This is a genomic window from Novipirellula rosea (genome assembly GCF_039541335.1).
Classification (GTDB): Bacteria; Planctomycetota; Planctomycetia; order Pirellulales; family Pirellulaceae; genus Novipirellula; species Novipirellula rosea.
Map to the genome: position 1 here is coordinate 339,598 of NZ_BAABGA010000029.1, position 23,293 is coordinate 362,890.

General features: G+C 55.3%; 24 protein-coding genes. 9 read left to right on the plus strand and 15 right to left on the minus strand.

Translation table 11 applies throughout. The annotated features are described in order from the left end of the window. Nucleotides 1-39: 39 nt before the first annotated feature. The gene (dgt, locus tag ABD971_RS11200; protein ID WP_425571292.1) at nucleotides 40-1,182 is read right to left on the minus strand and encodes a dGTP triphosphohydrolase; all 1,143 of its coding nucleotides are present in this window, start codon (nucleotides 1,180-1,182) and stop codon (nucleotides 40-42) included. Between the two features lie 373 nt (nucleotides 1,183-1,555). On the opposite strand from dgt, the gene ABD971_RS11205 reads away from it, so the two are divergent. The 4 genes from ABD971_RS11205 (at nucleotide 1,556) to ABD971_RS11220 (ending at nucleotide 5,861) form a co-directional block, all read left to right on the plus strand. Then, entirely contained in the window at nucleotides 1,556-2,524 is a 969-nt protein-coding gene (locus tag ABD971_RS11205; protein WP_345322035.1) for an amidohydrolase family protein, read from the plus strand. A gap of 95 nt (nucleotides 2,525-2,619) precedes the next feature. Continuing rightward, a complete protein-coding gene (uvrA, locus tag ABD971_RS11210) occupies nucleotides 2,620-5,127 on the plus strand; it encodes an excinuclease ABC subunit UvrA (protein ID WP_339940252.1) in 2,508 nt (835 codons plus the stop codon). Between the two features lie 51 nt (nucleotides 5,128-5,178). Continuing rightward, nucleotides 5,179-5,364: a hypothetical protein gene (locus ABD971_RS11215; protein WP_345322037.1), complete on the plus strand. Its 186-nt coding sequence runs from the start codon at nucleotides 5,179-5,181 to the stop codon at nucleotides 5,362-5,364. Nucleotides 5,365-5,435: 71 nt separating this feature from the next. Continuing rightward, entirely contained in the window at nucleotides 5,436-5,861 is a 426-nt protein-coding gene (locus ABD971_RS11220) for an RrF2 family transcriptional regulator (RefSeq protein ID WP_345322040.1), read from the plus strand. On the opposite strand, the gene ABD971_RS11225 is transcribed toward ABD971_RS11220, so the two are convergent. From ABD971_RS11225 to ABD971_RS11250, 6 genes are all read right to left on the minus strand, one after another. Next, nucleotides 5,849-6,538 (minus strand): MOSC domain-containing protein, encoded by a 690-nt coding sequence (locus ABD971_RS11225; protein ID WP_345322042.1) that lies wholly within the window; start codon nucleotides 6,536-6,538, stop codon nucleotides 5,849-5,851. The two genes, ABD971_RS11220 and ABD971_RS11225, sit on opposite strands and share 13 nt — an antisense overlap. A gap of 65 nt (nucleotides 6,539-6,603) precedes the next feature. Then, nucleotides 6,604-7,176 (minus strand): c-type heme family protein, encoded by a 573-nt coding sequence (locus tag ABD971_RS11230; RefSeq protein WP_345322044.1) that lies wholly within the window; start codon nucleotides 7,174-7,176, stop codon nucleotides 6,604-6,606. Nucleotides 7,177-7,269: 93 nt separating this feature from the next. Beyond that, nucleotides 7,270-7,824 (minus strand): c-type heme family protein, encoded by a 555-nt coding sequence (locus tag ABD971_RS11235; protein ID WP_345322046.1) that lies wholly within the window; start codon nucleotides 7,822-7,824, stop codon nucleotides 7,270-7,272. Nucleotides 7,825-7,991: 167 nt separating this feature from the next. Continuing rightward, the gene (locus tag ABD971_RS11240) at nucleotides 7,992-8,624 is read right to left on the minus strand and encodes a DUF3124 domain-containing protein (RefSeq protein WP_345322048.1); all 633 of its coding nucleotides are present in this window, start codon (nucleotides 8,622-8,624) and stop codon (nucleotides 7,992-7,994) included. 133 nt (nucleotides 8,625-8,757) lie between these two features. Continuing rightward, the gene (gene sugE / locus ABD971_RS11245) at nucleotides 8,758-9,075 is read right to left on the minus strand and encodes a quaternary ammonium compound efflux SMR transporter SugE (protein ID WP_339940135.1); all 318 of its coding nucleotides are present in this window, start codon (nucleotides 9,073-9,075) and stop codon (nucleotides 8,758-8,760) included. A gap of 160 nt (nucleotides 9,076-9,235) precedes the next feature. Continuing rightward, nucleotides 9,236-9,658, minus strand: a complete 423-nt coding sequence (locus ABD971_RS11250) for an RrF2 family transcriptional regulator (protein WP_339940137.1) — start codon at nucleotides 9,656-9,658, stop codon at nucleotides 9,236-9,238. 307 nt (nucleotides 9,659-9,965) lie between these two features. Here ABD971_RS11250 and hmpA point away from each other — a divergent pair, with 307 nt between their 5' ends. Both hmpA and ABD971_RS11260 read left to right on the plus strand, forming a co-directional pair. Continuing rightward, nucleotides 9,966-11,213 carry an NO-inducible flavohemoprotein gene (gene hmpA / locus ABD971_RS11255; RefSeq protein ID WP_345322151.1) on the plus strand — a complete coding sequence of 416 codons (1,248 nt, stop codon included), beginning with the start codon at nucleotides 9,966-9,968 and terminating at the stop codon, nucleotides 11,211-11,213. Between the two features lie 150 nt (nucleotides 11,214-11,363). Next, nucleotides 11,364-11,696, plus strand: coding sequence for a cupin domain-containing protein (locus ABD971_RS11260; RefSeq protein WP_345322051.1), 333 nt, complete (start codon nucleotides 11,364-11,366; stop codon nucleotides 11,694-11,696). Between the two features lie 47 nt (nucleotides 11,697-11,743). On the opposite strand, the gene ABD971_RS11265 is transcribed toward ABD971_RS11260, so the two are convergent. Beyond that, complete coding sequence (locus ABD971_RS11265) at nucleotides 11,744-12,112, minus strand: DUF488 domain-containing protein (protein WP_345322053.1); 369 nt, start codon at nucleotides 12,110-12,112, stop codon at nucleotides 11,744-11,746. Further along, nucleotides 12,087-13,046: a DNA-3-methyladenine glycosylase family protein gene (locus ABD971_RS11270; protein ID WP_345322054.1), complete on the minus strand. Its 960-nt coding sequence runs from the start codon at nucleotides 13,044-13,046 to the stop codon at nucleotides 12,087-12,089. Before ABD971_RS11270 ends, ABD971_RS11265 begins: the two co-directional genes overlap by 26 nt. A gap of 119 nt (nucleotides 13,047-13,165) precedes the next feature. On the opposite strand from ABD971_RS11270, the gene ABD971_RS11275 reads away from it, so the two are divergent. The 3 genes from ABD971_RS11275 (at nucleotide 13,166) to ABD971_RS11285 (ending at nucleotide 15,845) form a co-directional block, all read left to right on the plus strand. Further along, complete coding sequence (locus ABD971_RS11275) at nucleotides 13,166-13,606, plus strand: DoxX family membrane protein (RefSeq protein ID WP_339940147.1); 441 nt, start codon at nucleotides 13,166-13,168, stop codon at nucleotides 13,604-13,606. After that, the gene (locus tag ABD971_RS11280) at nucleotides 13,590-14,354 is read left to right on the plus strand and encodes an RNA polymerase sigma factor (protein WP_345322057.1); all 765 of its coding nucleotides are present in this window, start codon (nucleotides 13,590-13,592) and stop codon (nucleotides 14,352-14,354) included. The genes ABD971_RS11275 and ABD971_RS11280 overlap by 17 nt, the downstream gene beginning before the upstream one ends. Before the next feature lie 294 nt (nucleotides 14,355-14,648). After that, a complete protein-coding gene (locus ABD971_RS11285; RefSeq protein WP_345322059.1) occupies nucleotides 14,649-15,845 on the plus strand; it encodes an Lpg1974 family pore-forming outer membrane protein in 1,197 nt (398 codons plus the stop codon). A 168-nt stretch (nucleotides 15,846-16,013) separates the two neighbouring features. Here the strand turns inward: ABD971_RS11285 and ABD971_RS11290 are convergent, their stop codons facing one another. The 6 genes from ABD971_RS11290 to ABD971_RS11315 all read right to left on the minus strand — a co-directional run bounded on the left by ABD971_RS11290 (nucleotide 16,014) and on the right by ABD971_RS11315 (nucleotide 23,035). Further along, the gene (locus ABD971_RS11290) at nucleotides 16,014-16,673 is read right to left on the minus strand and encodes a CPBP family intramembrane glutamic endopeptidase (protein WP_339940153.1); all 660 of its coding nucleotides are present in this window, start codon (nucleotides 16,671-16,673) and stop codon (nucleotides 16,014-16,016) included. A 102-nt stretch (nucleotides 16,674-16,775) separates the two neighbouring features. Beyond that, nucleotides 16,776-17,762, minus strand: coding sequence for an ABC transporter ATP-binding protein (locus tag ABD971_RS11295; RefSeq protein WP_339940155.1), 987 nt, complete (start codon nucleotides 17,760-17,762; stop codon nucleotides 16,776-16,778). After that, complete coding sequence (locus ABD971_RS11300; RefSeq protein WP_345322062.1) at nucleotides 17,759-18,778, minus strand: ABC transporter ATP-binding protein; 1,020 nt, start codon at nucleotides 18,776-18,778, stop codon at nucleotides 17,759-17,761. The genes ABD971_RS11295 and ABD971_RS11300 overlap by 4 nt, the downstream gene beginning before the upstream one ends. Before the next feature lie 106 nt (nucleotides 18,779-18,884). Beyond that, complete coding sequence (locus ABD971_RS11305) at nucleotides 18,885-20,126, minus strand: ABC transporter permease (RefSeq protein ID WP_345322064.1); 1,242 nt, start codon at nucleotides 20,124-20,126, stop codon at nucleotides 18,885-18,887. After that, a complete protein-coding gene (locus ABD971_RS11310) occupies nucleotides 20,123-21,052 on the minus strand; it encodes an ABC transporter permease (RefSeq protein ID WP_339940161.1) in 930 nt (309 codons plus the stop codon). The genes ABD971_RS11305 and ABD971_RS11310 overlap by 4 nt, the downstream gene beginning before the upstream one ends. 21 nt (nucleotides 21,053-21,073) lie before the next feature. Next, nucleotides 21,074-23,035 carry a peptide ABC transporter substrate-binding protein gene (locus ABD971_RS11315; protein WP_345322066.1) on the minus strand — a complete coding sequence of 654 codons (1,962 nt, stop codon included), beginning with the start codon at nucleotides 23,033-23,035 and terminating at the stop codon, nucleotides 21,074-21,076. Nucleotides 23,036-23,293: the final 258 nt, after the last annotated feature.

A 23,293-nucleotide genomic window follows, 5' to 3' on the forward strand; every position in this document is an offset into this window, starting at 1 on the left:
ACTTTCTCTAACCGGCACCTTTTCTCTGATCCGTAACTGCTACCAGTCTGCGAGGGGGCCTCGGGATGTTCCCGTCGCATATTGATGCTGCTGGTCGCAAAACGCATCGGTCATCCCAGCCAAGTACTCGCCGACGATCTTTTCAAGTGGATGGTCTTGTTGGCGTTGGCGGAATCGCAGCGGCAGACGATTTGGGTCCTTGATCAATACGTTAAACAGTTCGCTCAAGCGTTTCGCCGCCGAATCTCGAACCGGAATCAAACGAGGATGACGATACACGGCGTTAAACAAGAACGCTTCTAATTCACGGCGTTCAGTGCTGAGCGTCGCGCCGTGATGAAACCGGACTCCCAAGTCACAGATGTCGTTGTGGTGATGCCCCTCGTATTGACGCAGCATCTCGCTGGACACCTCGACCAGCTCACTGACTTGCAGATCGATCAGTTCATGAACCAACGATTGACGCAGTTGATGGATGGGCATGAAGCCTCGTTTGTCTCGAATCAAATCGAGAGCTCGCCGGACAATGGCGAGTTCCGCGAGTTCGTCGATCGAGAGCAGTCCCATTTGCAACGCGTCGTCAACGTCATGAGCGTCATAGGCGATCGAATCGGCCGCGTCGACAAGCTGTACTTCTAGCAGCGGGGCTCGTCCCACGGCCGCTTCGGCCTTGTGAGCTCGCACGTCTTGTCCGGCCAGTGTTTCTCGCGACAGATTCAGTCCCGAAAATTCAACGTATCGCTGCTCGAGTTCGCTGACGATGACTAAGGCAAATTCGTTGTGTGAAAAACCGCCAACGGACGCCATGTGTTCGCTCAGCACATCCTCGCCGCAGTGGCCAAACGGCGGGTGCCCGATGTCGTGCATCAGCGCCAACGCCTCGGTCAAATCTTCGTTCAGCCGCAGTACGCGAGCCATGGTGCGGGCAACCGAGGCGACCTCGAACGTATGCGTCAGCCGGGTGCGATGATAGATCCCCATCTCGCCCGTAAAAACCTGCATCTTGCCGCTTAGTCGCCGGAACGCACTGCTGTGCAGGATTCGGTCGCGATCGCGAGCATAGGGGCCGCGATAAGGATGCGTGGGCTCGGGATACAGACGCCCCTCGGTATCGGCGCTGTGCATCGCATAGCTTGCCAATAGCAGATGTTCGCTCTGGTCGTACAGCCTAAGCCCGTTCAAGGGATGCCTCCGTTCCATTTCGCTCCGTTCGGTTTCGCCCAGTGCGGAGATCGTCTGCAACGTTGCTTGGATCGATTCGATAGGTGCGTTGTCCAACCGCGAAACTTCGGGGGCAAACTGCGAAACTGCGGGGGATTGTACCATGGGCTAGACCGATTCCAATAATGTCAAACAAGTTCGTTAAATTCTGCGGCGTAATCTGCACTGCGTACCTGATTTTTCCGGTTGGTCGAGTCTTTGGGAGCCAAATCTTAGTCGCCTGACGCGTGATCGACCACTCGACAAATATCTTTAGGTTATCCTGCGGCACGTTGGGGGCGGATCCGGCATTTCGCTCTGAAAAAAACTGTAAACCTTTTATCCGACATTCCTTATGAAACGGTTTCTCGCACTCATTCTGTTGGCTCTCGGTCTGTGTACCCGTTCACTCGACGCCCAACAGCCCGACGGAATTCAGCCCGAGGGAATTCAGACCGACTCGATCGCTGATCTGCAAATCATCGATTGTCATACGCACTTTTATGACCCCTCGCGTCCGCAGGGGGTGCCGTGGCCGAACAAGAATTCGTCGCTGTACCGAACCGTTTTGCCACAGCATCTGCGTGCGCTGAAGACCGAACGGCCAATCGATGGGACGGTAATTGTCGAAGCGAGTGCGTGGATCGAAGACAACGATTGGCTATTGGATCTCGCCAAAGACGATCCGTTCATTGTTGGCATTGTGGGACGTTTAGACCCCGCGGCTGACGATTTTGAAGATCAAGTCAAGCGATTTGCCGCCAACCCGCTGTTTCGCGGGATTCGGATCTCTGCCAAACAGCTCAACGAAATGTTGCAAAATGGGACCGCAGCCAAATTGGCGGTGCTCGCTCAGTATGACTTGTCGCTTGATGTGAACGGAGGCATCGATTCGCTCGCGGCGATTTCACAGTTAGCCGGCGAGTTACCTGAGTTGCGAATCGTGCTCAATCACGTTGCCAATGTAGCCATTACGACGGACGCCCCACCGAGCGACTGGGTTGACGGTATCAAAGTTGCTGCTCAGTATCCCAATGTGTATTGCAAGATTTCGGGGTTGGTCGAAGGGGCGGCACGCAGCGGGCAACCGGTTCCCAGCGAGCTGTCGTTTTACCGGCCCTACATCGACGTCGTTTGGAATGCGTTTGGCGACGATCGTGTGATCTACGGTAGCAATTGGCCGGTTTGCGAGCGAGCTGCGGAGTACGCGGTGCTGCAAAAGATCGTGATGCAGTACGCGATGCAAAAAGGCGAAACCGCCACACGAAACTTTTTTGCCGGAAATGCTAAACGAGCCTACAAGTGGATTGAGCGTCGTCCTTGAAAACAAAACCAACAACACGAAAACGCACGACACGTCCGTCCAAGCGTACGCCAAAACCATCATCGAAATCCAAGCGAACTGCATCGCACGATGCCATTCGGATCCGAGGGGCGCGCGAACATAATCTGCAAAACATCGATGTCGAGATTCCTCACAACTCCTTGACCGTGATCACCGGTGTATCGGGCAGCGGCAAAAGTTCGTTGGCGTTTGATACGCTGTTCGCCGAGGGCCAGCGTCAATACATCGATAGCTTGTCGGCGTACGCCAGACAGTTTTTGGACCAGATCCCACGGCCTGATGTGGAATCGATCGATGGGCTGGCACCGACATTGGCGATCGACCAAAAGCCAGGTTCGACCAACGGACGCAGTACCGTCGCCACGATCAGCGAGATCTATGACTATTTGCGGCTGTTGTACGCGCGGGTCGGCGTGCCCCATTGTGCTCACTGCAACTCGGCCATTGCAAAACAGTCGCCCGACGCGATTGTCGATTCGCTGGCGGCGCTCGCTCCGGGAACCAAGTTGGTTGTGATGGCGCCGATGGTGCGGGGCCGCCGCGGGGCGCACCGCGAAGTGTTTGAATCGATCCAACAAGCCGGGCTGGTCCGGGCCCGCGTCGATGGCGAAACCTACTTGCTAGAAGAGGTGCCGGAGCTGGCACCGCGGAAAAATCATACGATCGAAGCGGTCATCGATCGGCTGGTGATTCGTGACGAAGCCGATTCGCGGTTGCGAGATAGCGTGCTGCTTGCACTGCGACTCGGTGGTGGGTTGGCGTCATCGCTCATTCAAGACGATGCCGGCGATTGGCACGAATCGATCTACAGCACCGCGATGGCGTGTGTCGAGTGTGGTGCCAGTTTCGAAGAGATTGAACCGCGGACGTTTAGTTTCAACAGCCCCTATGGTGCCTGCCGAACCTGTGACGGGCTTGGACGTATTGCCGTGGACGATCACACCACCGAGTGTCCCGATTGTCACGGCGGCCGGCTTCGAAAAGAAGCCCTGAGTGTCACGATCAATGGGCTGGGGATTCATCAAGTTTGCGGGATGCCACTCGGAGAGACCGCGGATTGGTTTGCTGGAATCGACAAAACGTTCTCGCCGCTGCACGCTGCCGTTGCGGCACCGATTACCTCTGAAGTCAGCAAGCGGTTGGCATTCCTAAAGCGTGTCGGCGTAACATATCTGACGCTCGATCGATCCGCTGATTCGCTCAGTGGCGGCGAGTTGCAGCGAGTGCGGTTGGCGACCAGCATCGGCAGCGGACTGGTTGGCGTTTGTTATGTCTTGGACGAACCGTCGATCGGTTTACACCCGGCGGATCATGATCAATTGATTCGCTGTATCACCGATCTTCGCGATCAAGGCAATACCGTCGTCGTGGTCGAGCATGACGAAGCGACGATGCGGTCGGCCGATGTGTTGATCGATATGGGCGAAGGTGCCGGTCAACTTGGCGGCAAAATTATCAGCCATGGCACGCCCGCCCACGTCGAAGAGGATCCCAAAAGTTTGACAGGCCAATATCTCTCGGGGGCGAAAAGCGTCCCGGTGCCTGATGAACGCCGCCAACCTGTCGAAGGTCAGTGGCTGACGCTCCGCGACGTCCAGACTCATAACTTAAAAAAGGTCACTGCGAAATTTCCGGTTGGACTGTTCATCGGCGTCAGCGGGGTGTCCGGCAGCGGCAAAAGCTCGTTGGTCAATGACACCTTGGCTCCCGCGGTGGCCGATTACCTGGGGCTGAAATCCGAGACGCCGGGACCGCACGGCGGAATCACCGGCGTCGAGTATCTCGACAAGATGATCGCGATTGACCAATCGCCGATCGGCCGCAGTCCTCGCAGTTGCCCGGCGACCTATTCGGGCGTCTTGGACGAGGTACGCAAAGTTTTTGCCGCCACGCGAGAAGCAAAAACGCGTGGGTTCAACTCCAGTCGATTCAGTTTCAATTCGGCCGCAGGACGTTGCGAGCTTTGCAAAGGTCTCGGCGTGGAACGGATTGAGATGAATTTTCTCAGTGATTTGTTTGTCACTTGCACGCGGTGCGGTGGCAAACGGTTCAATCGGCAAACCTTGCAAGTGCGTTTCAAAGGGGCCTCGGTCGCCGATGTGTTGGCGATGAGTATTGATGAGGCAGCGGCGTTCTTCGAGAACGTCCCGCGGATTCATCGTCAACTCGCTTCACTGCAAGCGGTAGGGCTGGGCTATCTCGGGCTCGGACAATCGAGCACGACACTCAGCGGTGGCGAGGCCCAGCGGATTAAACTCGGTACGGAACTCGCCCGTGTTTCCACCGGGCGAACACTGTATTTGTTGGATGAACCGACGACCGGTTTGCATTTCCAAGACATCGAGCGGTTGGTACAAGTGCTGCAGCGGCTGGTCGATGCCGGGAACACCGTGATCGTGATCGAGCATCAATTCGACTTGTTAGCCGCATGTGATTGGATCATCGACGTTGGACCAAGCGGTGGAGTCGGAGGCGGCGAAATTGTCGCCCAGGGCCCTCCCGAATTAATCGCCGAATCGGAAAAGGGAGCCACCGCTCCCTACTTGGCCGCCGTGTTGGAAAAAGCAGCCCGTGATTGGTAAAGGCAGTGTAACTGCTCACTCGTTATAATTGCAAACATGGATTGTGATCTGATGACGAGTATCCCTGAGTGGATCATCGAGTACCCCGAAACCAATGCTGTCTTTGACGAACTTGGACTCGATACAAGCTGCGCTGGCAAATCGCTTCAGTATGTTTGTCACCACTGCGGGCTCAGTCCTCAAGCAGTGCTGTCGCGATTGCAGCAAGTGATCGATCATCGCGAGGGAAATGATTGACCTCGGCGGAGGTTCGTTCTAGGATCGTGCAAAGCGGTAGCAAATTAGCATCTTTCTTATTCGATAACGCGATGAAACTGACCACGCAGACCGATTATGCGTTGCGAACGCTGATGTATTTGGCATCGCGTACGTCGCGAGCGAAGGTGGCGGATGTCGCGTCGCTGTTTGGCATTTCGATCAACCATGTTGCCAAAGCGGTCAACCTGCTATCGCGATTGGGTTACATTCGCAGCGTACGTGGAATCGGCGGTGGTATTGAATTGGCGATGCAGCCCGAGGAAATTCAGCTTGGCAAAGTGATCCAGCAAGTCGAAGGCGACGTGCACCTGTTGGCGTGTGTCGGCAGCGATGAGAGCTGTGTGATCCATTCCTTTTGCAAGCTGAAGGGCGTTCTTGCGGAAGCAGAACGAGTCCAGTTGGAATATTTGAACGGTGTTTCTCTTGCCGACGTCGTGCCGACGCCTCGCCAGCTTAGCCAAGTTCAGTCGCGCTGAGAGTCGCCCGCCAGTCGCTTCTGCTCGTCGGGCTGAACATTCTTTTCGACCCGGTTATTAAGCGTTGTTTTCCAGCTCGGTGATAGCGTGGGGACGGCCGCCAGTTTGGCGGCGGCATCGCGATCCTGTTTGTCGTGATGCATCACTTGATTCGCTGCCGCGACAGTCCACTGCGGTTCTGGACGCTCGACCAATGTCATCTCCATTCCCTGCTGAACCGTGCCTTCGACAAGGACTCGAAAATACCACCCGGTGCGACCGGTTTGTTGGACCTGCAACGCCAGCGTTTTGATGTCCCATCGGCGAGCTAATTTCCAGCAGGGTTGCCGAGGCTGCGAGACCTGGACCGTGGCTTCGCCGATCGTCCATACGTCTCCAATGCAAAAGTCCGCCTCGGTGACACCCGCGATCGTAAAGTTCTCGCCAAACGCACCCCAATTCAAATCAGGGATTTGCAGCGTTGTTCGCCAGTCGGGGTAGTGGTCGGCCGGGTAGACGCACACGGCCTTGTGGGGACCTCCATGGTGCTCCAGATCCGCTTGTTCGTCTCCGTCAAGATTCGTGGACCCCAGCCACAGGGGTTCGCTGATCGATTGCTTTAAGAACCCGGAAACCCAGGGCTTCTCGGTTCCAAGCGTTTGCGGCCGACCCACGTTGATAGAGACGATTGTTGGCACTGGCTAATCTCGCGGTGATGCAGTGGATTCTTAGACCCGGTCCGACGGTCCGTAGTGCTTTGGCATCAAGGCGAGACACGAATCGGCATCGCAATCAGCAGACCCGCCGTCCTGTCCTCGGTGCTCTTGCGATGTTTAACATGGCATTTTAAACATTGAGAAGCAAGCCGGATCGATCCGGCAAAACGGTAGCGGTCCGCTTCGACCGCTTCATGATAATTTTGCTTTTTACGGAGTGCTTTCACGGCAGCCTTCTCGAAGTCGTCCTCCGGTTGATGATCCACGTTCACCACATCGGTGTCGACAATCAACCACTTCAGTTCAATGTTGTAGTGGGTCGCCAATTCATGGAACACGTCCTCGAGTGATGCCGATGGAATCGCATGCGCCTCGTCTTCGTCAAAGAAATCGCGATGAACAATCTGCAGCGTGCCGTGGATCGTTTCGTGCAACAGCCGAGCACGCGCGCGGGCTTCGGCGAGACTCGTCGGTGGTGCCAGAGTGTCTGCGGACATGTCGGTCTGTCCACTTTTCTCAGGTCCGCTGTTGGCGTCCTGCGGCGTTTCCTCGGCTCGCAGCGTCAGCAGCGACGTGAGGAAAATGCCTAGGGAAAGGACGATCAGAAATCGAGGTCTCATTGCGTTCTCGTCAGGTGGGAATGCCGAGACAGCGAGAGCTCACGGCATCAAGGGAGGTGGGAAATGGGCAGCCGATTTTTGTAGGAAGGCGATTCAGTCGATAGGGACGGTGTAGCTGATCGCTCCGATCGGTTCACCCGTTTTGACATCTTCGTAGTGAGCATGACACATCACGCATTTTTGCATCACGACCGGTACCGGTGTTAACGCTCGCAAGTAATGTTTGCCATCGCGTGTCACAACTTCGTCAACCGTCTTCGCGCCGGCCTTCAGTTTTTTGATTCCCTCTTTCTCGAAGGTGTCCTTGGCGACGTTTTCAGATTCATAGGGATCGCCGGTGGCATCGATCAACCGTATGGTTTTGTCGCTATCGTCCGAGATTTTTTTGAACAACAATACCGCGGCGCTGCCTGCGGCAAAGTCGTCATCATCGTTGACGTATTTGTCAGTCACCATCACGATGGTTTGCTTAAAAATATTGTCGAGCATCTGCACGGTTCGGCGAGACCGCTCTACCGCAGCCTTGTTCGGGCTCGCCTTCGCAACACGCTCTTCCGCATTTGCGTGCGAAAGGTTCCCAGACTGGACGGTGGTGATCAGTGCGACGACGATTCCAACGAAACCGATAACAAGAGCATGATGTTTCATCTTATTTTCTCCGGTTGATTCCTGGCGGTTAGCAGTATCCACCTCTAAAGATGCGGATTTAATGCATCTTTTGTAGGTATCACCTACGCCAAAGTCAACTCAATTCACATCGATTCGTCTTTTACGCTAGTCACGGTGTATCCGCGTGCGTTTGTATGACAGCGATACTAGTCGCTTGATGTCGCGTTCGTTGTGGGGGCCGAGTCGTTGACCGTCGTTTCCTCCAGCACGGTTGCCGAGCGCACGAACGAGATGCCTTGCGTGTTGCTGGTGTCGATCATGACCGTCTCGACCACAGGCGTGTTGACGGGTTGTCCCGCATTCCACTCGACAATGAAACTGGCTCCGCTGCCACCACTCTTGTCTTTTTGTTCGATGACAAATTCGGTGGACGCCAACGGTCCGAGCTGAAGCGGCTTTTCGACCAGCGATCGACGCTCCTTCCCACTGGTGTCGTAGTAACGCACCGAGGTCAATGCGATGTCATTCTTTCGATCGGTGTTGCGTACCGATAGCGTGACAGTCAGCAGTCGAGGTTCGCCACTTTGATGATAGATGTGCGAGTAGGCAGGGGCATACAACGTTTGCCCTTGGACCGGATGCCACGGCAGTGCGTCGAGGTCCGTTCTTGCTGCGTCGCGAGTTCCCGGTTCGAGAAATTGAATTTCGTCTTCGATCGCCTCGAATCGCATTTCCAAGAATAACGTCAGCGCAACGATGGGGATGACCACGGTTAAAAACACGATCAGTTTGAAGTTCCGCATCATCTTGTCGGAATCGTCTTCATTGGGTTTCGGCATTTTCGGGCTCCATCTCGCGAGGACTGTCCAGCGGCGCGATAAAAGGGGGCGACGTGCTGAAGCATCGCAGCAGCACGTTTGGGTTCCTATGATTGTACCGCGTGATCCGCAGCGACAAACGGTTCGCAATGGCCTAAGCCGCCGTAATCTTTAGTCCGATGATTCCCAGAATGACGACTCCGATACAAGCGATTCGCATGGGAGATGCCGATTCACCAAGCAGGATGATTCCCAGAATTGCGGTCCCCACCGCTCCGATCCCCGTCCAAATGGCATATCCCGTTCCAATGGGAATGTCCTTGATCGCAATCGCCAAGCAATAAAAGCTGGCAATCATCGTCAGGATCGTCAATACGCTTGGTCCTACTCGCGACCAACCCTCGGTGTACTTCAATCCAATCGCCCAGCCGATTTCTAAAAGACCCGCGATGACGAGAAAAATCCATGACATGTTTGTGTTGACTTCCTGCGTTGGTGATGGCTTGCGTTTGTAGAGAGGATGCACAATCTGCGGTCTCACCCGCCGATCGGAGGAACGTCGCTTCCTGCTCGCGTTTTCCTGCTCGCGTCTTCCTGCTCTTCACCGGGCCCCCGGTTGCGAGACTACGCCGTTACGAGACTTCACGCAGCGGGATAATGGGGTTGGTCGATTCAAGCAATTGTTGCATCGTGACTCCGGCAAACGCGGCCTGAGTCGCTTCGTAGGCGCGATCCAGTTCGGCATGCAGCGGGCACAGCGAGGTGTGTGATTTTAGGCCCAGCGGGCAGGCGTTGATTCGCTCCAGCGGCGCGACGGCATTGACCACGTCCAAAATCGTAATCTCCGCCGGTTCTTTCGCCAATTCATAGCCACCGCCAGGGCCGCTGCGTGAACGGACCAATCCGGCCGCCGCTAGGTCTTGCAAGACTCGATTGAGATAGCGACGAGGCACCTTGGTTTGTTCCGCCAAAATGTCCGCCGAAGAAGGTTGTCCAATCCGAGCGCCCAAACATGTCACCGCTCGCAGAGCGTATTCGGCTGTTTTGGAAAGCATGGGGGGAACCTCAATGGATCGGAATGCAGCGGGGGGAGGGGCGGGAAAAGGATATTCCTTAGCCCCAAAGCATAGACGAGGCAACGAAACCGTCTACCGGCTCACGAAAGGGTTGAACCTTAACCCTCTCAAGGAATACCCCTTTTCCGACATTTTGCCCACGCTCGCCGGAAAATCGTGACTCGCAAAACATACACCTTGACGTGCACGATTAAATCTGTACCTTTTTGTGTATGAAATGAGTCTAGCCTCTCCGCCGTGTGTCGGCAACCTTCCCCCCACCCCGTTGTGCCAGGACATCCAGCCCATGTTGAGTGACAAAACCATCCAAATTGTCAAAGCGATTACCCCTTTGGTGGCCGCCAATGCGGAAACGATTACGCGCCGCTTCTACACCCGGATGTTTGAAGGCAATCCTGAGGTCAAAGCCTTTTTCAACCAAGCTCACCAACATTCCGGCGGCCAGCAAAAAGCGTTAGCCGGAGCGATCTGTGCCTACTTCTCTCATATCGATAATCCCGCCGTGCTGATGCCGGCAGTCGAATTGATCGCTCAAAAACATTGCTCGCTGGGGATCAAAGCCGAGCATTACCCCATCGTCGGAGAGCATTTGCTCGGCGCAATCAAAGACGTGATGGGCGACGCGGCGACCGACGAGATCATCGACGCGGTGGCCGAAGCGTATCAGTTTTTGGCGGACATCTTCATTGGCCGTGAGGGGGCGATCTATGAAGAGCAGCAGTCCGCTCCGGGCGGCTGGAACGGTTACCGCAGCTTCGTGGTCGATCGCAAGGTTCCCGAGAGCGATGAAGTGATGTCGTTCTATCTGCGTCCGGAGGACCAAGGCCCGTTGCCGCCGTTTCGACCAGGCCAATACATTACCGTCCACATTGAACACCCCACCACACCGACGTCGCCTCGCAATTACAGTTTGTCCGAGCGTCCGGGCGTCGAGCATTTCCGCATCAGCGTCAAACGCGAACAAGCACTTTCGCCCGATGCGCCCCACGGGTTAATCTCGAATCATTTGCACGATGAAATCCAACCCGGCCATGTCGTCAAAGTGGGACCACCGTGTGGCGAGTTCACCATCCATCCCGAGACCGCGACGTCGGGACGTCCGGTGGTATTGTTGGCGGGCGGGATCGGAGTCACACCGCTGTTGTCGATGGCCAAGTCCATTGTGCACGCCAATCCCGAAGCGTCGATCTATTTTCTGCAGGCCGCCCGCAACAGTCGGGTGCACGCGTTTGCCGACGAGATCGGAAATCTGGCCTCACTCAGCCCCAATATGCACACGCGAGTCCTGTACGACGCGCCGCTCGAAGGGGATCTGCAAAGCAAGAAGTTTGACGGTGTCGGATTTATCACGACCGAGCTGTTGCGTGAGTGGACGCCGTACGAAGACGCCGATTTTTACTTCTGTGGCCCCAAGCCCTTCATGCAGGCCGTCCACGCCTGTTTGCAAGAATTGGGCGTCGATGAAACTCGCGTCCGCTACGAATTCTTCGGCCCCAAAGAAGAACTGCAGCAACCCATCGCAAAAGTGGGATAGGCTGCTAGCCTGTCATCATTATGGTTCACCCTCTTCCCTCATCCAATCTTTGACTGAACTAAGCAGCTCGAGATCCGCCATTTGATGCAATGATCGGAACCGACGGCGTTAGCCGGTATATACCTAGCCACCAACTCAGAGGATCCAATCATGGCAATCCAACACGCGAAACCAGGTGAAGTGTTTGACGTCGGCCCTTTGGGCGACGCCATCGCGAACACAAAAACATCGACGCTATTGAAGACCGAGGCCTTCGAAGTGTTGCGATTGAACCTACCTGCGGGAAAAGTCATCGCCGAGCACAAAGCACGAGGAGAGATCTCGGTCCAGTGCATCGAAGGCCGCGTGATCTTTACCGCGATGGACAACGCGAATGAATTGACCGCTGGCAAAATGCTGTTTTTGTCGGCCGCCGAGCCTCATGCGGTTCAGGCACTGGAGGATTCGTCGTTACTGGTCACCCTGATCTTGGGCAAAAAATAGCTCGCCAACGCCGTGATGCCTTCACTCCGCTCGCTTGCGTTGTTGTCTTATTCCCGCGTTTGCTCGAGAAACTCTTTCAAAACCACTGCGTTGTTATGTGCTTCGTCCTTCGCGGCGTACAGCAACACGACGGATTGTTTCTCGGCTGTTTCCAGTAGCGAATTGATCAAATCCCGATTGGCTTTGAGTTCCTTTTTGTATCGCTCTCGGAACTCGTCCCACTTGTCCACGTCGTGATCGAACCATTTGCGAAGTTTGTCACTCGGCGCGATTTCCTTCAACCAATCGTCGAGTTTCAAGTCTTCTTTCTTGACTCCTCGCGGCCACAATCGATCGACCAAGACACGGTATCCCTTCGCGGATTTCGGCGAATCATAGACACGAGCAATCTCAATCGTCGGTGTTTGTTTCGACATCGAATCCTCCTGGCGGTTTCGCGGCAAGTTTGTTTAACAGTAGGTGAAAGTAGATCAGTCCTGCGAAACGCTGCCAACGCTGAAGCAGGTTGGCAACCCCGTCATAATCAAGTGTCTCAGTCACTTCTAACCACGCTTGCAAATTATTGCGTCCACCGACATCATCACCGGGAAAGACGTGCAGTCGGCCCAGACCACGCAGCATCGCGTACTCGGCCGACCAACGACCGATCCCGCGAAATTGGCATAATGCGGCCACGCAATCTTCGTCCGATAGAGGCTCGAATTGTGTGTAACTCAGTTCACCTCGACGAGCGACTTCGGCAAGGTTCAGTAGCGCCGTCGCTTTCTGTCGACTGAATCCAATCTGCCGCAATTGCTCGACTTCCACACCGTAAAGTGCTTTCGCCTCTGGGAATGCAAATCGGCGAAACGGCGTCGTGTCAAACGGTTGTCCGTAATGCTCGGCAAAGCGATTGAGCAGCTGGATTCCTGACGCCAAAGAAACTTGCTGGCACGCGATCGCATTGCACAAGCATTCAAACAACGACGCATAGCGTGGAGGCTTCATGCCGACGAACGGTTGGGCCAGCTTCTGCAACTGCCGATGCTCAGCCGCCAATTGATAAAAGTCCGTCAGTTCAATGTCGATCCCAAGCAACCGCGTCAGAGTCGCGGTTAACTGCTTCTGTAATCCTGGAAACGGCGCGTCGGTATGGGCGGTGACGTACAGCCGTGGCGTCTCTCGGCGGCCACGTTGCCGAATTTCCACCAAGACAGCTTGGTCCCGCACCACGAGTACGCGGCGATAAACATCACCATCCCAATCATCGATGATGTTTTCGGGGCGTCGACGCAGCGTCCAAACGGCAAGGTCCAATCGGTACGGAGGCTTGGGTTTCAGAGTGAACGTAATCAGCAGAACCGCTCCCAAAAAGGTGATTTGGCAAACACGAATCTTTTTTATGTAACCGATCGTTCATTGTTGACTCTGTAAGAGTGATTGCCAAATGAATCTTTCACTTTGCCACATTACCCAGGAGGGTTTTTCGGATGTCTGAGCAGCAAAACAACGCGTTGTCGTCGATCTACTTGCCACTTCGCTTGGCTTACGGACTGGTTCCGTTACTGGCGGGACTCGACAAATTCGTCGGAATTCTTGCCGACTGGGAGGCTTATTTGCCTCGCTTTGCCGCCGATATTTTGCCGGTGACTCCGGCGATGTTTATGATGATCGTAGGCGTGGTCGAGATCGTCGCGGGGCTGGCGGTGTTGACCGTGCTGACACGATTAGGTGCCTACATCGTGATGGCATGGCTGGTGTTAATTTCCGTCGCGGTCGTCTTGTCAGGCCACTATGACATCGCCGTGCGTGATCTTGTGATGGCGATTGGTGCCTATGTTCTGGGTCAAGTCGCAGGTCTTCGCGGCGAAGGGTGGTTGCCAGGAACCACGGTCAATGAAGGAGTGCCAACCCATGCAACGACAACCTAGATTTTCGATTCGCGGTCACTCGCTCGATCGCTCCGGCGTTCATTCGAGTGATGACAAACGTTTGGATGCAGAGTCGTTTTCGGACGCCTCGCCAACGGTGGATGAATTGTCCGACAAAACGATCGTTGACCGCGTCAAGTCGGGCGATCTTGCTGCGTTTGAATTGATTATGCGTCGATATAATCAACGCATTTTTCGGGTCGTGCGAGGGATCGTCGATGATGACGATGAAGCGGATGATGTCGTCCAAGAGGCATACGTGCGAGCGTACGAACATCTCGATCAATTTTCGGGCCGATCAAAGTTCTCGACCTGGCTGACCAAGATTGCGGTCTACGAAGCAACCGGGCGTCGCAAACGTCGCCGCCGAGTTCAGTTGTTTGATCCCCATGAACCAACGGCTGGATCGATCGCTCGGCACTCGACAATGCAAGACGGTGTGGATCATATGAGTACGAGTGAGCTTTCGAGGGTACTGCGGGAATCCATCGATGCATTGCCCGAAGCGTTGCGAGTCGTCTTTATGATGCGAGCGGTCGAGGGGCTCAGTACCGAGGAAACTGCGGAGTGTTTGTCAGTAACCGAGTCCAACGTCAAAATCCGCCTGTACCGCGCCCGAGCCCGTTTACGAAAGCGAATTGACCGTGAACTGGGAAAAGAATCTCGCCAGTTGTATCAGTTTGATGGTCGGCGATGTGACCAGATCGTGCGGGGCGTGCTGTCGCGAATCACGAGAGTCGCCGAATAAATCACGAGAATTGCCGAATAATGCGTGGATCGATCACGGTTACAGCTCGTCGCCTTTTGCTTCGCAACCGTTGCGTCTGTAAGTGCACTTTCGCCGCGTGAAAGGCAGCGTTGCGATTCGCCGATTGACGCTGCATTGTGCACTATCGCGCATATTCCCCAATTAGAGGTGTGCACTTGCTGTAAAGATAGTGTGGTCAACCAAGCTTCGCCTGCGATGCGAGCCAATCTGGTGTCGTCGTGAGTGGGGATCCGATGAAAAGGTTAACACACCTTTCGCAATGGATTGCAAAGAATGACCAGCAAGAAATGCCGACGCGCTGTCGGTTCGTCTGTCTTACCGATGTTCCTCGTTTTACTCGCGACGGTCGGTTTGAGCGAGACAACGGTTTCGGCCCAGCAATACGCTCCGTCGCCTGGATTTGGCGATGCTGCATGTGATGAGTCTGGCCATTGTAATGCAGCGGTCAGCGGGCACCGATTACCGCCGAACTGGTTCAACACGCCTCATACGCCGTTGGATTCGACCGTTTATGGTGCACCCCGCCGAGCGGTGGCTCAGCCTTCGCAGTGCCAACCAGGTTACACGTCGGCGGCAACCGTCTGCACACCTGCACCTGCGGCTCGTAGCGGAGCCTTGTTGGGCGGATTCGAATTCATGTGGATGCGAGCCCATTTTGACCAGAACGTGGCGATGATTATTGACCCGCCGGTGGGAAACACATTGGTGCCGTTCAGCTACGACTATGAACTTTCACCTCGTGTTTGGTTGGGTTGGCAGTCGCTGAAGAGTGGCGGTGGATTTCGGGCGACTTACTTTCGCTTTGACGAGCAAGCCAATACCGAAGCGGTGACCGCGGTCACCGGCTCGACTCCGGTGTTCGTGTACGTTTACGGTGCTGGCGGCAATTTGTCGCGGAACGCTCAGGCTCAAGTCGGTGAGACGTTGACGTCGACTCACGAGTTGAATCTTCAAGCACTTGATCTGGAGGCAACGCAGCAGTTTCATTGGAATTCGCTGCAGGGAACTCTCGGCGGTGGCGTGCGAATCGCTAGTATCAAGCAATACATGCGTGGCGATGTTCGCGATGCCGGTGGCGTGCTGCAAGAATCGGTCAGCAATGATTTGGATGTCCAGGGCGCCGGTCCGACGGCATCGCTGCAGCTGCGACGCGGGATCGGCGGCAGCCGACTTGGGGTGTACGGCGGCCTTCGTGGCTCGTTATTGATGAGCGAGACCACGCAAAAGATTTACGAAATGAAAAACGTCTTCACCACCGAGCTCGAGGATGCCGCGATACACCGCGAAGTCATCACCGCGATGGAGATGTCGCTGGGTTTACAGTGGAATCAATCACTCGGTCGACACTCGGCCTGGTTTGCCCGAGCCGCTTACGAAGGCCAAGCATGGTTTGACGCCGGAGGCCCCGTCGATTCATCGAGTACCATCTCGCTGGACGCCATCACCTTCGCCCTCGGATTGCAGTACTAGGCCCGCAAAGCTCAAGCGAAGAGAAATGGCGATGTGAGACATTTCTCTTTTAGGGTTTGTGCATTTCTTAGCGTAGCGGAAGTCGTCAAGACTTTCGATTCACCGCCGGTGCTCCCCGAAACTCTCGACGAGTTCCGCTACGGAAAACTTCCACCTACTTGCGGTGCACTAGGCTTCGCTGGTGTTGTCTGGGTCGCTGCGTTTGAATCCGGGACTCAGCAGTTGGACGGCGTCGTAGGCAGCGTGAGCGGCGATGGGGATCAGCAGATTATCGGTCCAAAGCAGTAACGCGCCAAAGTACAGCCCCATCGCGGCGGCCAATACGACGTACAGCCGTGTGATCGGATGGACCATTCCAAATGCGATCGATGATCCGATCAGCGCTGCACCCCATTCCACCGGGCTGGGCGACGCATCGGCGCCACCGATGTGGGCAAGCCAAGGCAGCAGCCAGCCTCGAAACAGCAGCTCTTCGCCCACTCCGGCGCAAAGACTGATCACGACCAATTCGGCACGCCCGAGACTCAGCAGCGTGCGGATCATGCCGTCATCGCTGAGCCGTTCCAGTTCGCGAACCGGTTCCCAGGGGATCTTGCGAATCAACGCGATGACCAACAGCATTGGGACCGCTGCGGCACAGCCGTATGCCAGCCCCGAACCAATGGTTCGCAGATTTTCGAATCCGCCTTCGGGAATCATTGCTCGCGGGTCGGGGCCGAGGGCCCATCCCAGTAGAAGTGCCAGCAGCCCGAGCGCCGACTCAAAGATCACTGCCGTCAAAAACAGGTCATTGGGCGACTGGTCGAGCGTTTCTTCGTGTTCATCCATACCGAAAGCGTACGCGGCGGGTGCGTTTTCGGCACCCCCGGATGCGGGAATTCCGTCAAGAATGCGGCTGAATGCTGGGGTTCGGCCGCTGAGGCGTTTTGGCTACGACGTCTCGGGACAGCGGACGTGGCAAGCAGCCGCGTGAGCTTGATCGCCCAGATTCGGACGTATTTCACGGCATTTCTGTTCGGCAATCCAGCATCGATCGACAAATGCACAGCCCGGATATTGGCGATCCGGCGAAGGAACTTCGCCTTCGAGCACGATTCGGTCCCGTTTCGCAGCCACCACCGGGTCCGGCACCGGAACCGCCGATAGCAATGCTTCGGTATAAGGATGAGTCGGTGATCGATACAAGTCGGCCGCGTCCGCAAGCTCGACCATTCGCCCCAAATACATCACTCCGACGCGGGTCGCGATGTGCCGAACGACACTCAAGTCATGGGCGATGAACAAGTACGACAGCCCAAGTCGCTGTTGCAATTCCATCAACAAGTTGATGATCTGGGCCTGGATCGAAACATCCAATGCAGAAACAGGTTCGTCGCACAGAATCAACTTGGGCTCGACCGCGAGGGCTCGAGCGATCCCAATCCGCTGACGTTGGCCACCACTGAATTCATGCGGATACCGATTCAGGAATCGTGGGTTCAACCCGACCAATTCCATCAAACGAATCACTTCGAGTTTGCGATCACGTCCTTGGGCCAAGTTGTGCACCACCAGTGGTTCGCCAATGATGCCGCCTACGGTCATGCGTGGGTTTAGCGACGCGAATGGATCTTGAAATACCATTTGGACTTGTCGGCGAAATGGCAGCATCTCACGGTCACGAAGTCCCGTGATATCCGATCCGTTCAGCCGGATGGTCCCGGCGGTGGGGGGCACCAAGCCGATGATGGCACGCGCGGTGGTTGATTTTCCGCAGCCCGATTCACCCACTAGCCCCAGCGTCTCGCCTTCTTTGATTTGAAACGAGATGTCGTCGACGGCGCGGATTACACCTCGTTCGGGTCGGAACAGTGATCCGCGACTAAACGGAAAGTGAACCTTCAGATTCTGGACATCTAGCAATGGACTTTGGCTCATTGGGTCACCTCATAATCGCGAGGCGTCGCGTTTTCAACATCGACGATGCATGCCGCCAATCGGCCTTCGCCCGCAGGTGCAAGCGGTGGATCGATAGTGGCACATTTGTCAATCGAGTAAGGGCATCGAGCACGAAAGGAGCATCCCGCAGGGACGCGTGCCATGTCCGGCGGCTGACCAGGGATCGCTTGCAGCAAGTCACTTTGCTCTTGATCAAATCGAGGCAACGAATTTAACAATCCCAACGTGTAAGGATGTTTCGGCTGTGCAAACAAATCGTTCACCGAAGCCTTCTCGACCACGCGGCCGGCATACATCACCAAGACGCGGTGACAAACGCCGGCGACGACGCCTAGATCATGCGTGATTAACAAAATACTGGTGCCTCGACGTTTCTGAAGATCGGCCAGCAGATCCAAAATCTGAGCCTGGATCGTCACGTCCAGTGCCGTCGTCGGCTCATCGGCAATCAATACGTCGGGCTCACACGACAATGCCATCGCGATCATCACGCGTTGCCGCATCCCGCCACTGAATTGATGCGGGTAATCTCGCAATCGTTTCGCGGGCGAGCTAATCCCGACAAGCTCGAGCATCTCGACGGCGCGACTGCGAGCTTGTTTTTTGGTCAGCCCCAAGTGCAACTGCGTGATCTCGCACAACTGTTGCTCGATCGTCATCAGCGGATTCAGCGCCGTCATCGGATCTTGAAAGATCATCGCGATCTTTCGGCCTCGGATCGTTCGCAATTGTGATTCGTTCATCTTCAGCAGATCGCGACCGCCGTAGATTGCCGAGCCGCCATCGATGCGTCCCGGCGGTTTCGGGACCAGTCCCATCAGCGCCAGGTTGGTCACGCTTTTGCCGCTGCCGCTTTCGCCGACAATCCCCACGGTTTCGCCGGGACCAATGTCAAACGACACGCCACGAACCGCGCGAACGATGCCGTCGTCGGTTTTAAAGCTGACCTGTAAATTTTCGACCGAAAGGATCGGTGAATCGTTGGATTCGGGCATCAAATCTAAACTCTGTCTGAAAAGGGGTCTGACCCTCTCTGAAATGGTAGTGTCATAAAAAGTGGATTGCTCTCTGCAAAGGGTCAGACCCCTTTTCGGACCGCATCTAGTCCCGGTTTTTCATACGTGGATCCAGTGCGTCACGAAGTCCGTCACCGAGAAAATTCAACGCAAACAAAGTCGACGCAAGCGAGAGGCCAGGGAAAACCACGACCCACCAAAACAACTTCACGCTCGAAAGGGCTTCCACGCCATCGTTTAGTAGCAGCCCCCACGAAACATCGGGTGGGGCAACGCCAAGACCGAGGAACGACAAGAAGGCTTCGAACAACATCACCGAGGGAATCGTTAGCGTCAGATAGACGATCACGATCCCCAGTACATTAGGCACTAGATGGCGAAAGATGATCCGTGGTGGGGATGCCCCCACGGTTCGCGCCGACTCGACAAATTGTTCATGGCGAAGCGATAGGATCTGGCCCCGAACCACTCGCGACATCGTCAGCCAGTAGATCGCTCCGATGATGATGTAAAAGATCGTGATCTGGTCGATTCCAATTCCGTCAAGCTTTTTCTTGACGCTGTCTTCGCCCAAAAACGTGACCAGGAAGATGACGACAAAGATAAACGGGATCGAGTACATCATGTCGACGATTCGCATCATGATCGCATCGATCCAGCCGCCGAAATAACCCGCGATCGCGCCGTAGCTGACTCCGATCAACAAACTAACCAATGTCGCGACGATCCCAACGATCAACGACACTCGGGCGCCCCAAAAGACACGCGCCAAGAGATCGCGGCCAAGGATGTCGGTGCCGAAAATGCTGGGGATCGCATAGTCGCCAAACAGGGCCACGCGAGCTCGGGTGAGTTGCCAGGAAACCGGGCCGAGCTCGTTCCAAAGCTGGTTAAAGGGGTGTTCGACTTGGTAGCGTTCGTCGATCGCAAGGATCAGCTTTGTTTGTTCCTTTAGATCCGTTGTGGCATCAAGCTGTTGCTGTAGCTCGGCGATCTCGGCATTGAATGCCGCCAATTCGCTGGTCAAGCGTCCGTCAGCAAACTTCAATCCCTCGCGGCCGCCCATGACCACGGTTTGCAGATTGGGTGACAAGAACCGGCGGTTGTTCAAATCTTTGTCGATCGGGCTTTGCAGCGGCAACAATGGGGTCAGCAGCGCCAACAACGCCAACACGACCAGGAATGCCATCGACGCCATTGCAGTTCGCTTGCGACGCAGCCGTTTCCACGCGTCTTGCCAAAGCGAAACGCCACGGATTTCTTTCGATTCATCGAGTAACTTTTCAAGCAACTCGCGATCGAGTTCTTTTTTGTTCGGGGCACTCATTGCAGTTTCACCCGTGGATCGATGATGGAGTACGAAATGTCCACAAGCGAATTCATGATGAACAAGATAACGGTGTAAGTGAGGACCATGCCCATCGCGAGTGTGTAATCACGCTGGGTCGCGGCATAGATAAAGTGGCTACCCATGCCTGGCAAGGCAAAGATTTTTTCCAGTACCAACGATCCCGTCAAAACGCTGGCGGTTGCGGGTCCGAGATACGAAACAACGGGCAACATCGCACCCGGCAAAACATGCCGCGTGATCACGGTGTGTCGTGGCAAACCTTTGGCAAATGCCGTTCGCACGTGATCGCGAGTCATCACTTCTAACATTCCGGCACGCGTCAGCCGCGCGATGTACGCGGCCACCGGAGCGCCTAAACAGAGTGCCGGCAGCGCCACTTGCCGTAGCGTGCCCCAGCCCCCTGCGGGAAAGATTTGGATTCCGAACACAAAGAGCAGAATCGCCAAACTGGCAAGCACAAAGTTCGGTATCGCGATCCCCAGCACCGCAGCTGCCATCATGCTCACATCGGCAAACGAACCACGATAGACCGCCGAGACCACTCCCGCCGAAACGCCCAAGACAATGGCGAACACCAAGGCAAAGATCGCCAGCGATGCCGAGACGGGAAAACCTTCGGCGAGCACTTGGTTGACACTGTAATCCTCTAACCGGATACACCAACCCAGGTCAAATCGCGTGACAATTCCCACCAGATAATCGACATATTGTTCTATTGGCGGAGCGTCCAGGTTATAGCGTGCCTTCAGCTGCCGCTCGATTGCCGGCGGCACATTGCGTTCGCTGCTGAACGGGTTGCCCGGAACGCTGCGCATCAACACAAACGAGACGCTGTAGACAATCCACAACGTGATCAGCATCCAGCCGAATCGTTTGATGATGTAGCTAAGTAAATCTCGCATGCAAATCCTTTGTGGACCTTCTTACTTTCGATACTCGAGCAAATTCAGAGGATGTAAATCCTGGGCACTTGGAAAGAACCCTTTGACGTTGGGTTTGACCATATTGATCGAGGTGTAGAAATAGATCGGAATCACCGGCATCTCATCGACCCAGATCTGTTCGGCTCGCTGCAGCAATTTCATTCGTTTCGCCGGGTCGCCCTCGCGAGCCGAATCGGCAATCAATTGGTCGTACTCTTTGTTGCTCCAATTGGTGCTGTTCTGAGGCCCGTCGGTGACCCACATATCCAGGAACGTATTGGGGTCGGGGTAATCCGCAATCCAGCCCGCTCGGGCGATGTCGTAATCTTTTTGCTGCGTCTTGTCCAAAAAACTGCCCCACTCCATGTTTTGCAGTTCAATTTTGACGTTCAGATTGTTCAGCAGCTGTTGCTGGATCACTTCGGCGATCGCGCGATGTCCTTCGCTGGTATTGTACAGCAGCGTCATCTTGGGAATGCCGCGACCACCGGGATAGCCCGCCTCGGCGAGCAGTTGTTTCGCTTCCTCGATGTCGGGATTGATGCCCACAGCACTCTCGTAAAGTGCGAGCCCCGGAGGCACGTTTGTGTAAGCCGGGATTTGTCCCGACTTGGTGACTTGCTCGACAATCTGAACACGGTTAATCGCCTTGGCGATGGCGCGGCGAATTCGGGCGTCATCAAGCGGTTTGCGAGCCACGTTCAAACGATAGAAGTAGACCGACAATTGGGGCGCGGTGATGAAATCATCACGCGTTTTCAGTTCTTCTAACAACGCGGTCGGCGGATCGGTCACCCATTGGATTTGCCCCGTTTCGTACATGTTCAACGCCGTGTTTTGACCTTCCATCGAAAGGAAGTCGACGGTGTCAAAGCCGTTGGGATTGACCGCATGATAGTCTTCGTTTTTGACCAATCGCAATCGATCACGCAAACGACGAAACCCTAGTTTAAATGGCCCATTGGTGACAATGTTCTCGGCCTTGGTCCACAGAGGTGACCCGAAGGTTTCCACGCACTTTCGGTTTACCGCGAACAGTGGATAGTAGGACGCTAGGTTGGGAAAGTAGGGCACCGCGTCCTTCAAATGAACAATGAAGGTGCGGTCGTCAGGCGTTTCTAAACTGCCGAGTTTGCCAAAGGCGACCATCACAGCGTGACAGCGAGATGTGTTTTCATCGGCGGCGGTTGAGTTCAAGTCAACGGTAAAGGTTTGCGATTTAACGTCATCGTCCCACTGTACTTCGCCATCGGCGTTCTCCTTAGCAACGTCGACGCGATAGACCCATTGTTGTTGCCAATCGAGCATCGCGTCTTCACGTTCTTCGTCACCGAGATCGTCCGCCAATTCGGGTTCCGGCGGTTTGACGATCTCACGAAGTGTTCCATACAGCATCGTGCCGCGAGGAAAGTTCTGCTGACTCGATTCCGTCGGCGTATCGAGCGGGCGGTCCCACAATTCGACTTCGACGCGGTCACCCACTTCGACCAAGCCGTTGGCGTATTGTTCGGCAAATGGCACCGCATATAGCTGGAAGGTATACTCGCAAGCGGTTTCCGGATGCAGCATCCGCTGCCAACTCCAGGCGAAATCATGACTGGTGACCGGAGTGCCATCGGTCCAGAATGCGTTCTCGCGAAGATGGAAGGTATAGGTGCGGCCGTCGTCGGAAACCTCATACGATTCGGCCACTCCGGGCTGAGGCGACATCGGCTGTAATCCCGTTATCGGATCGGGATCGCCCTCGGGCAACATCGTCAACAATCCCTCGAACAGCGCGAAAATGATCCGGCTCTCGATGTTGCCTGTGGCCCGCGCGGGATCGATGGTCTTCGGATCGCTGCCGTTTTGGAGGCTAAAGTCAGCAGGGGCGGTCGCATCAAATAACGATGCCCAAGCGACAGCGGCGACCACGACAAGGCAGGCGACGATCAGGAAAGCACGGCGAACTTCGGGAGGCACGCGGGGAATCTCCAGTACGAACAATAACGGTCTGCTGCGAGATTCTAACCGAGATTGCCTATTGGATGGGACAGCGGTTTTTTGCGAATCGTTTCCAGCTGCATCCGCGTGATCGACGCGTGGCTTTAGGGCGGCTGCGAAGCACTACACCATGGCTGGGGCAAAGTTGGCAACGTTGTCAGCAAGACATTTTTTGCCCGTCTTTTCTTGTGAAAATAAGTTTTTTTCGCTCGGGGGCTGCCGAATCACACTCCCGCC

Bases quoted from the DNA above. Each gene is read 5' to 3' on its own strand.
- ABD971_RS11290 (WP_339940153.1), bottom strand. From the start codon at position 16,673: ATGGATGAACACGAAGAAACGCTCGACCAGTCGCCCAATGACCTGTTT.
- ABD971_RS11275 (WP_339940147.1), top strand. From the start codon at position 13,166: ATGTCTGAGCAGCAAAACAACGCGTTGTCGTCGATCTACTTGCCACTT.
- ABD971_RS11240 (WP_345322048.1), bottom strand. From the start codon at position 8,624: ATGCCGAAACCCAATGAAGACGATTCCGACAAGATGATGCGGAACTTC.
- ABD971_RS11305 (WP_345322064.1), bottom strand. From the start codon at position 20,126: ATGAGTGCCCCGAACAAAAAAGAACTCGATCGCGAGTTGCTTGAAAAG.
- ABD971_RS11235 (WP_345322046.1), bottom strand. From the start codon at position 7,824: ATGAAACATCATGCTCTTGTTATCGGTTTCGTTGGAATCGTCGTCGCA.
- ABD971_RS11285 (WP_345322059.1), top strand. From the start codon at position 14,649: ATGACCAGCAAGAAATGCCGACGCGCTGTCGGTTCGTCTGTCTTACCG.
- ABD971_RS11205 (WP_345322035.1), top strand. From the start codon at position 1,556: ATGAAACGGTTTCTCGCACTCATTCTGTTGGCTCTCGGTCTGTGTACC.
- ABD971_RS11310 (WP_339940161.1), bottom strand. From the start codon at position 21,052: ATGCGAGATTTACTTAGCTACATCATCAAACGATTCGGCTGGATGCTG.
- ABD971_RS11300 (WP_345322062.1), bottom strand. From the start codon at position 18,778: ATGCCCGAATCCAACGATTCACCGATCCTTTCGGTCGAAAATTTACAG.
- ABD971_RS11230 (WP_345322044.1), bottom strand. From the start codon at position 7,176: ATGAGACCTCGATTTCTGATCGTCCTTTCCCTAGGCATTTTCCTCACG.
- ABD971_RS11250 (WP_339940137.1), bottom strand. From the start codon at position 9,658: ATGCTTTCCAAAACAGCCGAATACGCTCTGCGAGCGGTGACATGTTTG.
- ABD971_RS11295 (WP_339940155.1), bottom strand. From the start codon at position 17,762: ATGAGCCAAAGTCCATTGCTAGATGTCCAGAATCTGAAGGTTCACTTT.
- ABD971_RS11260 (WP_345322051.1), top strand. From the start codon at position 11,364: ATGGCAATCCAACACGCGAAACCAGGTGAAGTGTTTGACGTCGGCCCT.
- ABD971_RS11220 (WP_345322040.1), top strand. From the start codon at position 5,436: ATGAAACTGACCACGCAGACCGATTATGCGTTGCGAACGCTGATGTAT.
- ABD971_RS11280 (WP_345322057.1), top strand. From the start codon at position 13,590: ATGCAACGACAACCTAGATTTTCGATTCGCGGTCACTCGCTCGATCGC.
- sugE (WP_339940135.1), bottom strand. From the start codon at position 9,075: ATGTCATGGATTTTTCTCGTCATCGCGGGTCTTTTAGAAATCGGCTGG.
- hmpA (WP_345322151.1), top strand. From the start codon at position 9,966: ATGTTGAGTGACAAAACCATCCAAATTGTCAAAGCGATTACCCCTTTG.
- ABD971_RS11265 (WP_345322053.1), bottom strand. From the start codon at position 12,112: ATGTCGAAACAAACACCGACGATTGAGATTGCTCGTGTCTATGATTCG.
- ABD971_RS11215 (WP_345322037.1), top strand. From the start codon at position 5,179: ATGACGAGTATCCCTGAGTGGATCATCGAGTACCCCGAAACCAATGCT.